Here is a 13,557-nt window from a genome sequence, read left to right on the forward strand (position 1 = left end):
GCATGTTTGTTCCATTTCTCATTATGTTACGTGAAGGGCTCGAAGCCGCCCTTATCGTGAGCCTCATCGCCAGTTATCTGAAGCGAACCCAGCGCGGGCGCTGGATTGGCGTCATGTGGATCGGGGTCTTCCTTGCCGCGGCGCTCTGCCTGGGTCTGGGGATCCTCATCAACGAAACCACCGGCGAGTTTCCGCAGAAAGAGCAGGAGCTGTTTGAAGGTATCGTCGCCGTGATTGCGGTGGTGATCCTCACCTGGATGGTGTTCTGGATGCGTAAAGTCTCCCGTAACGTGAAGGTGCAGCTGGAGCAGGCGGTGGATAACGCCCTACAGAAGGGGAACAACCACGGCTGGGCGCTCATTATGATGGTCTTTTTCGCCGTGGCGCGCGAAGGGCTGGAGTCTGTTTTCTTCCTGCTGGCGGCGTTTCAGCAGGATGTGGGGATCTGGCCGCCGCTGGGGGCCATGCTGGGCCTTGCCACGGCCGTGGTGCTCGGTTTCCTGCTCTACTGGGGCGGTATCCGCCTGAACCTGGGCGCCTTCTTCAAGTGGACCAGCCTGTTTATTCTGCTGGTAGCCGCGGGTCTGGCGGCAGGGGCGATTCGCGCCTTCCATGAAGCGGGCCTGTGGAACCATTTCCAGGACGTGGCGTTCGACCTCAGCAACGTTCTCTCCACGCACTCTCTGACCGGCACCCTGCTCGAAGGTATCTTCGGCTATCAGGAAACGCCGAGCGTCAGCGAAGTGGCGATGTACTTTATCTATCTGGTTCCGGCGCTGGTGCTGTTCGCAATGCCGCCGCGTACCGGCACGCAGGCGTCACGCGTTGCGCCGTAATCTTTGATTGAGTAACAACATACTTTTAAAGGGAAGAGTCATGGCAATTCAGTTCCGTCGTAGTGCGTTATGCGCAGGCATTGCCGCGCTGTTCGCTTCTGCATTTTCCGCCTGGGGCGCGGATGTTCCACAGGTTAAGGTCACCGTCAACGACAAGCAGTGTGAGCCGATGACCCTCACGGTGAACAGCGGAAAAACCCAGTTTATTATTCAGAACCACAGCCAGAAGGCGCTGGAGTGGGAGATCCTGAAAGGTGTTCTGGTGGTGGAGGAGCGCGAAAATATCGCTCCTGGCTTCAGCCAGAAGATGACCGCCAACCTGCAGCCGGGCGAGTATGAGATGACCTGCGGTCTGCTGACCAACCCGAAAGGGAAGCTTATCGTCAAAGGTGAAGCGACGGCCGATGCGGCGAAAGGCGCTGCGGTACTGAGCCTGGGCGATGCGATTACCGCGTATAAAGCGTACGTCACGAAAGAGACGGCGGATCTGGCAGCGGCAACCAAAGCCTTTACCGATGCGGTGAAGGCCGGTGATATCGAAAAAGCGAAATCCCTCTACGCGCCAACCCGTCAACATTACGAGCGTATTGAGCCGATCGCCGAGCTGTTCTCTGACCTTGATGGCAGCATTGACGCCCGTGAAGATGATTTCGAGCAGAAAGCGGCCGATCCGAAATTCACCGGTTTCCACCGTCTGGAGAAAGCCCTGTTTGGCGATAACTCTGCCAAAGGGATGGAGAAGTATGCTGACCAGCTGAACAGCGACGTGCTGGAGCTGCAAAAGCGCATCAGCGAGCTGGCCTTCCCGCCATCAAAAGTGGTGGGCGGTGCGGCCGGGCTGATTGAAGAAGTGGCCGCGAGCAAAATCAGCGGCGAAGAAGATCGCTACAGCCATACCGACCTGTGGGACTTCCAGGCTAACGTCGACGGCGCGCAGAAAATTGTTAACCTGCTGCGTCCTCAGCTGCAGAAAGAGAACGGCGAGCTGCTGGCCAAAGTGGATGCCAACTTCAAAAAAGTCGACACCATCCTGGCGAAGTATCGCACCAAAGACGGGTTTGAGACCTACGACAAGCTGACCGATGCCGACCGTAATGCGCTGAAAGGCCCGATTACCGCCCTGGCGGAAGATCTCTCCCTGCTGCGTGGCGTACTGGGTCTGGACTAAGCACGATGAATAAGCATAACGAGAGCGACGTGGCTGAGCCTTCCCGTCGCCGGTTGTTAAAAGGGGTAGGGGCGCTGGGGGGCGCGCTTGCTCTGGCTGGCGGGTGTCCGGTGGCGCACGCGGCGAAACCGCAAAGCGCGCCCGGCACGCTGTCACCTAATGCCCGCATGGAGACTCAGCCGTTTTATGGCGAGCATCAGGCCGGTATCCTGACGCCGCAGCAGGCGTCGATGATGCTGGTGGCCTTTGATTCGCTGGCCAGTGATAAAGCCGATCTGGAACGTCTGTTCCGCCTGCTGACGACGCGCATCGCGTTTCTTACCGCCGGTGGACCGGCGCCCGATACGCCGAACCCGCGTCTGCCGCCAATGGACTCCGGCATTCTGGGGCCATTCATTGCCCCGGATAACCTGACCATAACCGTTTCGCTGGGAGAATCGCTGTTTGACGCGCGCTACGGGCTGGCAAAACAGAAGCCGAAAGCGCTGCAAAAAATGACGCGCTTCCCGAATGATTCCCTGGATGCCGCCCTTTGTCACGGCGACCTGCTCCTGCAGATCTGCGCCAACACCCAGGACACGGTGATCCACGCCCTGCGCGACATCATCAAGCATACGCCGGATCTGCTGAGCGTGCGCTGGAAGCGGGAAGGGTTTATCTCTGATCACGCCGCCCGCAGCAAAGGCAAAGAAACCCCGGTGAACCTGCTGGGCTTCAAGGACGGCACGGCCAACCCGGACAGCCACGATAGCGCGCTCATGAAGGAGGTGGTGTGGGTCACTGCCGAGCAGAATGAACCGGCATGGGCGGTGGGTGGCAGCTATCAGGCGGTGCGGATTATTCAGTTCCACGTGGAGTTCTGGGACCGCACGCCGCTGAAAGAGCAGCAGACGATCTTCGGTCGTGACAAGCAAAGCGGGGCTCCGCTCGGCATGAAGAACGAGCATGATGTGCCTGACTACGCCAGCGATCCGAATGGCGATGTGATTGCGCTGGACAGCCATATTCGTCTGGCCAATCCGCGCACCAAAGAGACGCAGTCAAGCCTGATGATGCGTCGGGGATACAGCTATTCGCTCGGCGTCACCAATTCCGGTCAGCTCGATATGGGGCTGCTGTTCGTCTGCTATCAGCACGATCTGGAAAAGGGCTTCCTGACCGTGCAGAAGCGGCTCAACGGCGAAGCGCTGGAAGAGTACATTAAACCCATCGGCGGCGGCTATTTCTTTGCCCTGCCAGGCGTGCGCGACAGCAACGAGTATCTCGCTCAAGGTCTTATTGAAGCCTGATAATTGTCCCTGCGACGATTCGCAGGGACATTATTTTTTCATATGACTATCCTGCTGTTATATTTCTGTAATATTTCTATATGAGACTGATTTCAACTGTAGGGACAGTCTTAAAAGTTGCATTCAGGTAAAATAAATGTTGCATTTATGATAACTCCTGATGTACTTAAGATAAGACAGCGGTAGTTCCCGGCAGTGATGCTGAATCACTATGGAGATCGCGAATGGTTGCGTCCTGTACTGGACAAGGTAAACATAACAACCGCAGCACCCGGCGCGGAGGCTCAGACTCCGGCAGCGATTTCCTCACCACTAAATTTTCCCCCCTCCCACAAGAATCTGATTCGACCGACGTGCAGAACGGTGCGCGTAGCTGTTCCGTATCGTCATCCGATAGTGCAAGCAATGGCTTACAAGGAAGCCAACCCTCTGATGTTCGTGCGCATAATCGTGCCGACGCTGGCGCGTGTGATGAATACCAACAACTCAAGGTGCTATCCATGGGAAGACAAAAAGCAGTGATCAAAGCTCGTCGCGAAGCAAAACGTGTGCTGAGACGGGATTCACGTAGCCATAAACAGCGTGAAGAAGAATCGGTCACCTCGCTTGTGCAGATGAGTGGCGTAGAAGCAATTGGCATGGCCCGGGACAGCCGTGATAATTCTCCAATTGTGGCGCGCAATGAGGCTCAGGCGCACTACCTGAATGCTATCGAGAGTAAACAGCTCATCTTTGCAACCGGTGAAGCCGGATGCGGGAAAACCTGGATCAGTGCAGCCAAAGCGGCGGAAGCGCTGATCCATAAGGACGTGGAGAGAATCATTGTTACCCGTCCGGTACTGCAGGCTGATGAAGATCTCGGCTTCTTGCCCGGTGATATTTCGGAGAAGTTTGCCCCGTACTTCAGGCCCGTCTATGACGTGCTGGTGAAGCGGCTGGGTGCATCCTTTATGCAGTACTGCCTGCGGCCAGAGATTGGCAAGGTGGAAATCGCGCCGTTCGCCTATATGCGCGGACGTACATTTGAAAATGCGGTCGTCATTCTTGACGAGGCTCAGAACGTGACCGCTGCGCAAATGAAGATGTTTTTAACGCGCCTCGGGGAGAACGTGACGGTTATCGTTAACGGCGATATTACCCAGTGTGACCTGCCGTCCGGCGTGAAATCTGGACTGAGCGACGCCATGTCACGTTTTGAGGAAGATGAGATGATTGGGGTGGTACGCTTCACCAAAGATGACTGCGTGCGCTCGGCGCTCTGCCAGCGCACGCTGCAAGCCTATTACTGAGTTTGCTGTTGCGTTCAAGGCCCGGGAAACCGGGCTTTGTTTTTTGTGCGGACATGTCGTCGGGTGGCGCTGCGCTTACCCGACCTACAATACTGCATGCGTGCAATATGCGAAAAAAAAGCCCGCATTTTCATGCGAGCTCTTCTTTAAATATGGCGGTGAGGGGGGGATTCGAACCCCCGATACGTTGCCGTATACACACTTTCCAGGCGTGCTCCTTCAGCCACTCGGACACCTCACCATATTGTTTTGCTGCCTGACCGCTTGGGGGGCAACGGGGCGCTACTATAGGGAGTTGCGCTGACACGGTCAAGCAGATTTTCAGCTTTAGTGCCTGTTCGGTTAAGCAATAATCAGCTCCACGGTTTTTACGCCGTGGAGCAGGGGATTAACGCTGTGAATCGAGCACTTCGCTGTTTTTAACCACTTCCTGCGCTTTGCTGTAGCTTTCGATCAGAAGCTGATAAGCCGGGAAGATGTGTGTGTACACTTCCGCCCACTCCGCGGCATCTTCACGGTTCCAGGTACGCTGGATCTCAGAGGCCACCGCCGCCGTATCCATCGGGACCACACCGGCCTGCACCACGCGCGCCAGCGTGATCTCCTGCGCCATTTTGCTGTAGGTGCCGGAGGCATCAATCACCGCAAACACTTTATACCCGTCCGCCACCGCGCTGATTGACGGGAAGGCCATGCAGACGCTGGTAATGGTGCCCGCAATGATCAACGTCTTACGCCCGGTGGCTTTTACCGCCGCCACGAATTCCGGGTTATCCCAGGCGTTGATTTCGCCTTTACGGGCAACATATTGCGCATGTGGCGCGTTGGCGTGGATCTCCGGGATAAGCGGTCCGTTTGGTCCTTGTGGGACGGACGCGGTGGTGATCACCGGGATCTTCGCCAGGGTTGCGATTTTTGCCAGCGCTGCCGCACGGGCACGCAGTTCCGGCATTGGCATATCCCCAACGGTCTGGAACAGACCGCTCTGGTGATCGATAAGCAACATCACCGCATCGTTTACATCGATGGCCGGACGGGTTCCGTTAAAATTCGCAGGTGTAGACATCTTCTTCTCCTTTATTACGTTCAGATCTGGCCGAAGCGGCCGGAATTGAAATCACGAATGGCTTCGTTGATTTCGGTTTTACTGTTCATCACAAACGGGCCATAGCCCACGATCGGTTCATTCAGCGGCTCACCGGCCATCAGCAGCACTTTTGCGTCGCTGTTCGCTTCCAGGTGCAGTTTGTCGCCTTCCTGACTTAACACGACCAACTGGGCTTCACCCGCCTGAGCGGTACCGTTTACCGTGATGCTGCCTTCAAGCACGACCAGCGCCGTGCTCCAGCCTTCCGGCTGAGCGAGCGTCAGATGGCTTCCCTGGTTCAGCGCGATGTCCCAGACGTTGAGCGGCGAGAAGGTGTGCGCCGGGCCGGTCACCGTGTCGTAGCGACCGGCAATAACCCGCAGCGTTCCACCACTGTCAGGCAGCGTCACCACCGGGATGTCGGCTTTCGTGATGCTCTGGTAGCCCGGTGCGGCCATCTTGTCTTTCGCCGGCAGGTTGACCCAAAGCTGCATCATTTTGAGTTCCCCGCCTTTCTGCGAGAACGCACTGGAGTGGAACTCCTCGTGCAAAATGCCTGCGCCTGCGGTCATCCACTGCACGTCGCCGGGGCCAATGACGCCGCCTTTCCCCGTGGAGTCGCGATGCTCCACTTCACCGTCATAGACGATAGTGACCGTCTCAAAACCCCGGTGAGGGTGTTGGCCGACGCCGCGTTTCGCACCATCTGCCGGAAAGGTGTAGGGACCCGCGTAGTCCAGCAGCAGGAACGGGCTGAGCGGCTCGCCGTGGGTTTGATAAGAGAACATTGAACGGACCGGGAAACCATCGCCCACCCAGTGCTGACGAGGAGCGGTATAAACGCCAGTGATGTTTTTCATGATTAACTCCTGATGTTCTGTTGATGTAATTAGCTTATATTCAGGGTTAATATCCCGGTAGATAGTGAAAATGGCATTCACTGTTCTGAAAATAGAACGATGAGGATTTATGCAGGATCTCAATGACTTCGTCTGGTTTGTGAAGGTTGTGGAGTACGGGGGGTTTGCGGCGGCGGGAAGGGCGCTTGATTTGCCGAAGTCCAGGCTAAGCCGCCGGATTGCGCAGCTGGAAGAGCGGCTTGGCGTACGGTTGATACAGCGCACGACGCGGCAGTTTACGGTGACGGAAGTGGGGCACACTTTCTATCAGCACTGTAAGGCAATGCTGATAGAAGCAGAAGCGGCAGAGGAGGCCGTTGCTGCGCTGCAGGCTGAGCCGCGCGGCGTCGTCAGGATCACCTGTCCCGTCACGTTGCTGCACGTCCACGTGGGACCGATGCTGGCGCGGTTTATGGCGCGCTACCCCGGGATTAATCTCCAGCTTGAGGCCACCAATCGTCGGGTCGATCTTGTTGGCGAAGGTATTGATGTGGCTATCCGCGTGCGTCCGCGTCCGTTTGATGACAGCGACCTGGTGTTAAGGGTGCTGGCTGACAGGGGGCATTGCCTGGTGGCAAGTCCGCAGTTGATTGAACGTATGGGTAAACCGCGAATGCCTTCCGAGCTCAGTGAATGGCCTGGATTAAGTATGGGGGCCGGTAAACAGGTGCATAAATGGGAGCTCAGTGGTCCAGAAGGGGCGAAAGCGGAGATCCACTACGCACCGCGCTTTATTACCACCGACATGCTGGCATTGCGGGAAGCAGCGATGGCGGGCGTGGGCGTTGTACAGTTGCCGATATTGATGGTGAAGGATCAGCTTGCGTCAGGGGAACTGGTACGGGTGCTGGACGCGTGGGAACCCCGACGGGAAGTGATTCACGCGGTTTATCCTTCGCGGCGCGGCATGCTGCCGTCGGTCAGGACGCTGGTGGATTTTCTGACTGAAGAGTATGCGAAGATGGTCGAGGAGTAGCTTTTTGTAGGTCGGGTAAGCGCAGCGCCACCCGACATAAAGAGCGCAGGGAGTTTCAAGGTTCGAATCCCCCCTGCATGCGTGCAATATGCGAAAAAAAAGCCCGCATTTTCATGCGAGCTCTTCTTTAAATATGGCGGTGAGGGGGGGATTCGAACCCCCGATACGTTGCCGTATACACACTTTCCAGGCGTGCTCCTTCAGCCACTCGGACACCTCACCATATTGTCATCCCGTTGTTGACGGGACGGGCGCTAATGTAAGGAAAAGCCGAACTGCCGTCAACTCACTTTTTCAGTAATTTAGCGCGTTTAGACAAACTTCAGACAACATGATTCTTAAATGTGCTGAAAGCGTCTTTTTTATCAACAACACAGCCGTGCAATAAATTTGTTATGCTGACAACCTCGTTAAAAAACAAAATAAATCAGCGCAATAAAAGGCAGGAATGACTATGGATATACTTTTCTATCACCCCACGTTTGATACGGCCTACTGGATCGAGGCGCTCACGGCGGCATTACCCGGCGCACGCGTTCGCGAGTGGAAGCGTGGAGATAACGAACATGCTGACTATGCGCTGGTCTGGCATCCGCCAGTAGAAATGCTCCAGGGCCGTAAACTGAAGGCCGTTTTTGCCCTTGGGGCGGGCGTGGATTCCATTCTGAGCAAGCTGAAGGCGCACCCTGACATGCTGCCGGAGTCGATACCCCTTTTCCGTCTGGAAGATACCGGAATGGGGCAGCAGATGCAGGAATATGCGGTCAGCCAGGTACTGCACTGGTTCCGCCGCTTCGATGACTATCAGGCATTTAAACAGCAGGCCCACTGGGAGCCGCTGCCGGATTACCGTCGTGAAGACTTTACCATCGGCATCCTCGGTGCGGGCGTGCTGGGCTCAAAGGTGGCTGAAGCCCTCGCACCGTGGGGCTTTCCGCTGCGCTGCTGGAGCCGCAGCCGCAAAGATTATCCGGGCGTCGAGAGCTTTGCCGGCACGGATGAACTTCCGGACTTTCTGAACGGCACGCGCGTGCTGATCAACCTGCTGCCCAACACGGCGGAAACGGTCGGTATCATCAATGAAGGCTTGCTCAACCAGTTAGCCGATGAGAGCTACCTGATGAACCTGGCGCGCGGGGTGCATCTGGTTGAGTCCGATCTGCTGAAGGCGCTGGACAGCGGAAAGCTAAAAGGCGCCATGCTGGATGTCTATAGCCGTGAGCCGCTGCCGGTGGAAAGCCCGCTGTGGGCACATCCGCGCGTGGCGATGACCCCGCACGTGGCCGCCGTGACGCGTCCGGCAGAAGCGGTGGCGTACATATCCCATACCATCAGCGAAATGGAGAAGGGTAACGCGGTCACCGGCCAGGTCGACAGACAGCGCGGCTACTGAGAGAAACCCGGCGTTCGCCGGGTTTTTGCTAATATTCGCCGCTGATAACTGCTATCCTTTGGAAAAACCGCAGAGGAGAGAGAGATGTATCCCGTTGACCTGCATATGCACACCGTCGCCAGTACCCACGCGTATAGCAACCTCCATGATTATATCGCCCAGGCGAAGCTTAAGGGGATTAAGCTGTTCGCGATCACCGATCATGGCCCGGACATGGCGGATGCGCCGCACTACTGGCATTTTGTGAATATGCGGATCTGGCCACGTCTGGTGGACGGCATTGGGATACTGCGCGGCATCGAGGCGAACATCAAAAATACCGACGGTGAGATCGACTGCACCGGCCCGATGCTGACGTCTCTGGACCTTATCCTCGCCGGTTTCCACGAGCCGGTTTTTGCACCTCAGGATAAAGAGACCAACACCGCGGCGATGATTGCCACCATTGCCAGCGGCAATGTGCATATTATCAGCCACCCCGGCAACCCGAAGTACCCGATTGATATTCAGGCTGTCGCGCAGGCGGCAGCGAAGCACCGCGTGGCGCTGGAGATTAACAACTCCTCCTTTGTTCACTCGCGTAAGGGCAGTGAAGCCAACTGCCGCGAAGTGGCGGCCGCCGTCCGCGATGCGGGCGGCATGGTGGCACTGGGTTCGGATTCCCATACCGCCTTCACGCTGGGCGATTTCAGCGAGTGCCTGAAGGTGCTGAATGACGTTAACTTCCCGGAAGCGCAAATCCTGAACGTCACCCCGCGCCGCATGCTCGATTTCCTCGAATCGCGCGGCATGGAGCCGATTGCCGAATTTGCCGATCTTTAATTGTGTAATGGAATAATAAAAATGAACGAGTTTTCCATCCTTTGCCGCGTGCTGGGTACGCTCTATTATCGCCAGCCGCAAGACCCGCTGTTGGTTCCGCTTTTTACGTTAATTCGTGAAGGTAAACTGGCGGAGAACTGGCCGCTGGAACAGGATGATTTATTGGCGCGTCTGCAAAAAAGCTGCGACATGCAGCAGATTGCGACCGATTACAATGCGCTGTTCGTCGGTGAAGAGTGCCGCGTTTCGCCATACCGTTCTGCCTGGCAGGAAGGGGCGACGGAAGCGGAAGTCCGAGCTTTCCTCTCCACCCGCGGTATGCCGCTAAGCGATACGCCAGCCGATCATATCGGTACGCTGCTGCTTGCTGCCTCCTGGATCGAAGACAACGCCGGGGATGATGAGAACGAAGCCATCGAAACCTTGTTCGAAACGTACCTGCTGCCGTGGGTCGGCACATTCCTGGGTAAAGTCGAAGCCCATGCCACCTCGCCATTCTGGAGAACGCTGGCACCGCTGACCCGCGACGCGATCGCGGCGATGTGGGATGAGCTGGAAGAAGAGAATGAAGAGTGATTTAGATCACATAAATCCTGCAACTCCGCATTTCAATTTGCACATAATGTGCTTCTGATCGCATTTCTATGGTGCGCTTCTGCTAAGATGCGCGCCATGAACATATTACTTTGTATCGCAATAACGACGGGCATTCTCTCCGGACTTTGGGGATGGGTGGCCGTGTCTCTCGGATTGCTCAGCTGGGCCGGATTCCTTGGCTGTACGGCCTATTTCGCCTGTCCGCAGGGGGGCGTCAAAGGGCTCTTCATCTCAGGCTGCACGCTGATGAGCGGGGTTATCTGGGCGCTGGTGATCATGAAAGGCAGCGCGCTGGCGCCGCATCTGGAGATACTGGGGTACGTCATGACGGGCGTGGTTGCCTTCCTGATGTGCGTTCAGGCTAAGCATCTGCTGCTTTCGTTTGTGCCGGGAACCTTCATGGGAGCGTGCGCGACCTTTGCAGGGCAGGGCGACTGGAAGCTGGTGGTGCCTTCCCTGGCGCTGGGGTTGCTGTTTGGCTATGCCATGAAAAACAGCGGTCTTTGGCTGGCGTCGCGGCGGGAAAAAGCGCAAAACATCACGGCGGTGAGCGAATAAAAAAAGGCGAGATAATCATCTCGCCTTTTTTATGCGCTTCCTGTCAGGATTCCGGAGGGACTGACATATCGCGGTATTTCACCAGTATCGGGTTCTGCACGTCTGCTTTGTTTTGCAGATCCCACAGCCCGCGGTCAATACCGTCGTTGATTAAGAAGATCACGCCGGTTTCAATGGCTGACATCAGACACATCATGACCGGCTCGTTAGAGGTGTAACCAATTTCACCCTCAAGCAAACGCTGGTAATCGATGAAGCGGAATACCCCTGCCTGAACTTCATAGGACAGTATGGTTTTGCTGGTGGTCACCGAAGAGAGCACTTCGCCTGTACTGACGTTAACCACACGCAGGTTAACGGCGATTTGGTCGAGCTGATATTGGGTATCCGCACCGATACCGAAGTACCGCGCGCCCGCACCACCCGATTTAACGTTACTTTCGTAACCAATAATCGATCCTTCAATCATCACGTTTGCTGCCGCCAGAGATTCCAGAGGCGTGCGGTTATTGGCCGCGACGGTACCATTCTCCTGTGCGGCACGAATGATTTTCCGTTCATTCAACAGGTTCTGAAGACCCTGACGTTCCAGCGGAATAAACCAGTGCGAATCCTTGAGTGCGGTAACCAGCATCGCGGTGGCGCTTTGCGGCACGGCCGTGGAGAAGTTACTTGCCGGGTAAGGTTTGAATTGCCCGGTTTCATCCTGAATGTTGTATACGGAGACAAATATTTTCCCCGTTGGAGCAGGTAAATGTGTTAAATCACGATAACTCTGGGCCCGAGGCATTAATGTTGGTTTTGCAGCTTCTTTAGGTGGAGCAGTTAAACAACCGCTCAATAAGCACACTGCAACAAATATCAGGAAGCGCTGCATGATCGTTGTCCTTATTTAGCTATTGTTTAAAAGTCAGTTGAATTACTTTGAAGACCGGAAACCTGAATGGTGGATATTCTTCCGGTTTTACGATCGGTCACGTTCAGCTGAAGCTGTCCATCAGTGTTGGCGATATCAACGATAAAATCGTTGGTCACCATCCGGCCGGGTTTACCGGTATTAATGTTGGTCAATAACCCGCCTAAAATCTGCGACTGGATAGCCTGAGTGAAGTTGTCCAGGGCGGATGGGGTATCAATGCTAAAATCCTTTAAGCTTGGATCCTTATAGGAGTTTTGCGCCTGAGCCTCATTCAGCAGAAACGCACCGTTGTTAGGGTTACCGCCAAAGTTAGGGTTACGGAACTGAAACGTCATGTTTCCGGCCCAGCTTATGGGGGTGATCAGCATTATCGAAACAACTGCATATGCAATACGCATGACAGCCTCCGCATATCGGTTCGCTAGAACTCGTCTTTTGCTAAATCGCTGGTGCTTAATAGGGCTTTATCTATTTGCAGGCGATTAATAGCGTCTTCTGATTGTGCCAGTGCTAAGGCTACGTTTTTATCGAAGTCCATTTTTGTGGGGAATAAAAACGTTTGATAAATAACGTACTGATTGGCCGTTATTGTTATCCAACTTCCCCATCGTGCACTGGGCCGCTCGTTGATTGTTATATTTCCGGTATAAGTACTGTCCCATTTGTCACTGAAGGCCCGGTAAAAACTGTGCCCGACCGATGAAACAGTATGGTCTGTTAACAATCCGGGAACTTCGACCTCGACGGCCTTCAGATTCCCTGCAGCGAGCAGGAAACTCGCTGCGGCGATCCAACTCAACGTGCGTTTCATGTGATTAACGCCTGAGGTTATCGTTAGCCCACGAAACCGCCTGAGTTCGGTTTTTCACAGCTATCTTCTTGAAAAGATTATAAAGGTGCGTCTTTACCGTATTTTCGCTGATAAATAACGAACGGGCGATTTCAATATTTGAAGCACCAATGCGTAACTTATTCAGGATCTCTTTCTCACGGTGCGTGAGCAGTGCTGACTCTGAGCTGTTATAGCGATAATTTCCGGAGTGCGTAATGAGATAGCTTGCAAGCTTTTGCGAAAAATAACACTCACCGCGCAATATACCTTGCAGGCCCTCAACCACCCGGTCTTCTTCTTCCGTGACGTAGAACACGCCATTGATATGCGGCCAGCTTTCAATATCTCTGAAGGGATATTCGTCAGGTGTATTCAACAATAGCACGCGGATATTATTGTTTTTCCTGCTTAAAATATCCTGCCAGTAATGGATAAGCTTTTTATCAGCTTCCATCATATCGAACAGAATGATGCTGCCAGGGGCAATATCATCAAAAGAACGTTGAATATTATGCAATTTCCCGTTCAGTGATAAAGATTGCTTTAAATGTTGTAATAACGCTGTCGCTTGCAAAGAAGGTTTTGTGATCAACAGTAATGTATGACCATGTAAACTATGGACTTCATTATACATGATGAAACCCCACTTTTTTTGGCACCTGGCAGCTGCCCTCCTGTTAATTAGAGGACACCAGAAGTACTGACAGATGTTGCACTGCTGTGTGTAGAATCAGACCATAACCTCCACAGGGAGGTAAATATAAAACCAATTTCGTACATCTAATTTCAATCTAGCTTTTACGAAGTTTAAAGCAAGTGTTAAACATGTAACTGAATGTAAAAATCAATATTAATTTGTGAAATTAGCTTGTAATGAATGGCGAGAAATGAT

At 54.4% G+C, this 13,557-nt stretch carries 15 protein-coding genes and 2 tRNA genes; 9 read left to right on the plus strand and 8 right to left on the minus strand.

Annotated elements, in window-relative coordinates; genetic code table 11:
* Nucleotides 1-2 precede the first annotated feature (2 nt).
* The 4 genes from efeU to phoH all read left to right on the plus strand — a co-directional run bounded on the left by efeU (nt 3) and on the right by phoH (nt 4,582).
* A complete protein-coding gene (efeU, locus tag V1572_RS10905) occupies nt 3-836 on the plus strand; it encodes an iron uptake transporter permease EfeU (RefSeq protein WP_032648962.1) in 834 nt (277 codons plus the stop codon).
* A 40-nt stretch (nt 837-876) separates the two neighbouring features.
* Nucleotides 877-2,004, plus strand: a complete 1,128-nt coding sequence (gene efeO / locus V1572_RS10910) for an iron uptake system protein EfeO (RefSeq protein WP_045908300.1) — start codon at nt 877-879, stop codon at nt 2,002-2,004.
* A 5-nt stretch (nt 2,005-2,009) separates the two neighbouring features.
* Complete coding sequence (gene efeB / locus V1572_RS10915) at nt 2,010-3,293, plus strand: iron uptake transporter deferrochelatase/peroxidase subunit (protein WP_395299961.1); 1,284 nt, start codon at nt 2,010-2,012, stop codon at nt 3,291-3,293.
* A 500-nt stretch (nt 3,294-3,793) separates the two neighbouring features.
* Nucleotides 3,794-4,582, plus strand: coding sequence for a phosphate starvation-inducible protein PhoH (gene phoH, locus V1572_RS10920; RefSeq protein ID WP_008503509.1), 789 nt, complete (start codon nt 3,794-3,796; stop codon nt 4,580-4,582).
* Between the two features lie 153 nt (nt 4,583-4,735).
* Here the strand turns inward: phoH and V1572_RS10925 are convergent.
* From V1572_RS10925 to V1572_RS10935, 3 genes are all read right to left on the minus strand, one after another.
* Nucleotides 4,736-4,823: transfer RNA gene (locus V1572_RS10925), tRNA-Ser, on the minus strand.
* 147 nt (nt 4,824-4,970) lie between these two features.
* Complete coding sequence (locus V1572_RS10930; RefSeq protein WP_048027360.1) at nt 4,971-5,648, minus strand: isochorismatase family protein; 678 nt, start codon at nt 5,646-5,648, stop codon at nt 4,971-4,973.
* A 20-nt stretch (nt 5,649-5,668) separates the two neighbouring features.
* Nucleotides 5,669-6,529 carry a pirin family protein gene (locus V1572_RS10935; protein ID WP_048027361.1) on the minus strand — a complete coding sequence of 287 codons (861 nt, stop codon included), beginning with the start codon at nt 6,527-6,529 and terminating at the stop codon, nt 5,669-5,671.
* 109 nt (nt 6,530-6,638) lie between these two features.
* Between V1572_RS10935 and V1572_RS10940 the strand changes: the two genes are divergently transcribed.
* The gene (locus V1572_RS10940) at nt 6,639-7,544 is read left to right on the plus strand and encodes a LysR family transcriptional regulator (protein WP_032651284.1); all 906 of its coding nucleotides are present in this window, start codon (nt 6,639-6,641) and stop codon (nt 7,542-7,544) included.
* Between the two features lie 134 nt (nt 7,545-7,678).
* Here V1572_RS10940 and V1572_RS10945 read toward each other — a convergent pair.
* Nucleotides 7,679-7,766 (minus strand) — tRNA-Ser (locus V1572_RS10945).
* Nucleotides 7,767-7,998: 232 nt separating this feature from the next.
* Here V1572_RS10945 and ghrA point away from each other — a divergent pair.
* From ghrA to V1572_RS10965, 4 genes are all read left to right on the plus strand, one after another.
* Entirely contained in the window at nt 7,999-8,937 is a 939-nt protein-coding gene (ghrA, locus tag V1572_RS10950; protein ID WP_395299962.1) for a glyoxylate/hydroxypyruvate reductase GhrA, read from the plus strand.
* A gap of 84 nt (nt 8,938-9,021) precedes the next feature.
* Nucleotides 9,022-9,759, plus strand: coding sequence for a phosphatase (locus V1572_RS10955; RefSeq protein WP_008500850.1), 738 nt, complete (start codon nt 9,022-9,024; stop codon nt 9,757-9,759).
* 21 nt (nt 9,760-9,780) lie between these two features.
* Complete coding sequence (locus V1572_RS10960; protein WP_045908295.1) at nt 9,781-10,335, plus strand: molecular chaperone; 555 nt, start codon at nt 9,781-9,783, stop codon at nt 10,333-10,335.
* 96 nt (nt 10,336-10,431) lie between these two features.
* Entirely contained in the window at nt 10,432-10,914 is a 483-nt protein-coding gene (locus V1572_RS10965) for a DUF1097 domain-containing protein (RefSeq protein WP_139125294.1), read from the plus strand.
* A gap of 43 nt (nt 10,915-10,957) precedes the next feature.
* Here V1572_RS10965 and csgG read toward each other — a convergent pair whose 3' ends face one another.
* The 4 genes from csgG to csgD are packed head-to-tail and all read right to left on the minus strand — an operon-like array spanning nt 10,958 to nt 13,299.
* Nucleotides 10,958-11,791, minus strand: a complete 834-nt coding sequence (csgG, locus tag V1572_RS10970) for a curli production assembly/transport protein CsgG (protein WP_045357119.1) — start codon at nt 11,789-11,791, stop codon at nt 10,958-10,960.
* A gap of 26 nt (nt 11,792-11,817) precedes the next feature.
* Nucleotides 11,818-12,231: a curli production assembly/transport protein CsgF gene (gene csgF / locus V1572_RS10975; RefSeq protein ID WP_023311106.1), complete on the minus strand. Its 414-nt coding sequence runs from the start codon at nt 12,229-12,231 to the stop codon at nt 11,818-11,820.
* Between the two features lie 23 nt (nt 12,232-12,254).
* Nucleotides 12,255-12,644, minus strand: coding sequence for a curli production assembly/transport protein CsgE (gene csgE, locus V1572_RS10980; protein WP_008500845.1), 390 nt, complete (start codon nt 12,642-12,644; stop codon nt 12,255-12,257).
* 4 nt (nt 12,645-12,648) lie between these two features.
* Complete coding sequence (gene csgD, locus V1572_RS10985; protein ID WP_021240790.1) at nt 12,649-13,299, minus strand: biofilm master transcriptional regulator CsgD; 651 nt, start codon at nt 13,297-13,299, stop codon at nt 12,649-12,651.
* Between the last annotated feature and the right edge of the window lie 258 nt (nt 13,300-13,557).

The sequence above is a fragment of the Enterobacter quasiroggenkampii genome (genome assembly GCF_043972695.1).
Taxonomy (GTDB): Bacteria; Pseudomonadota; Gammaproteobacteria; order Enterobacterales; family Enterobacteriaceae; genus Enterobacter; species Enterobacter quasiroggenkampii.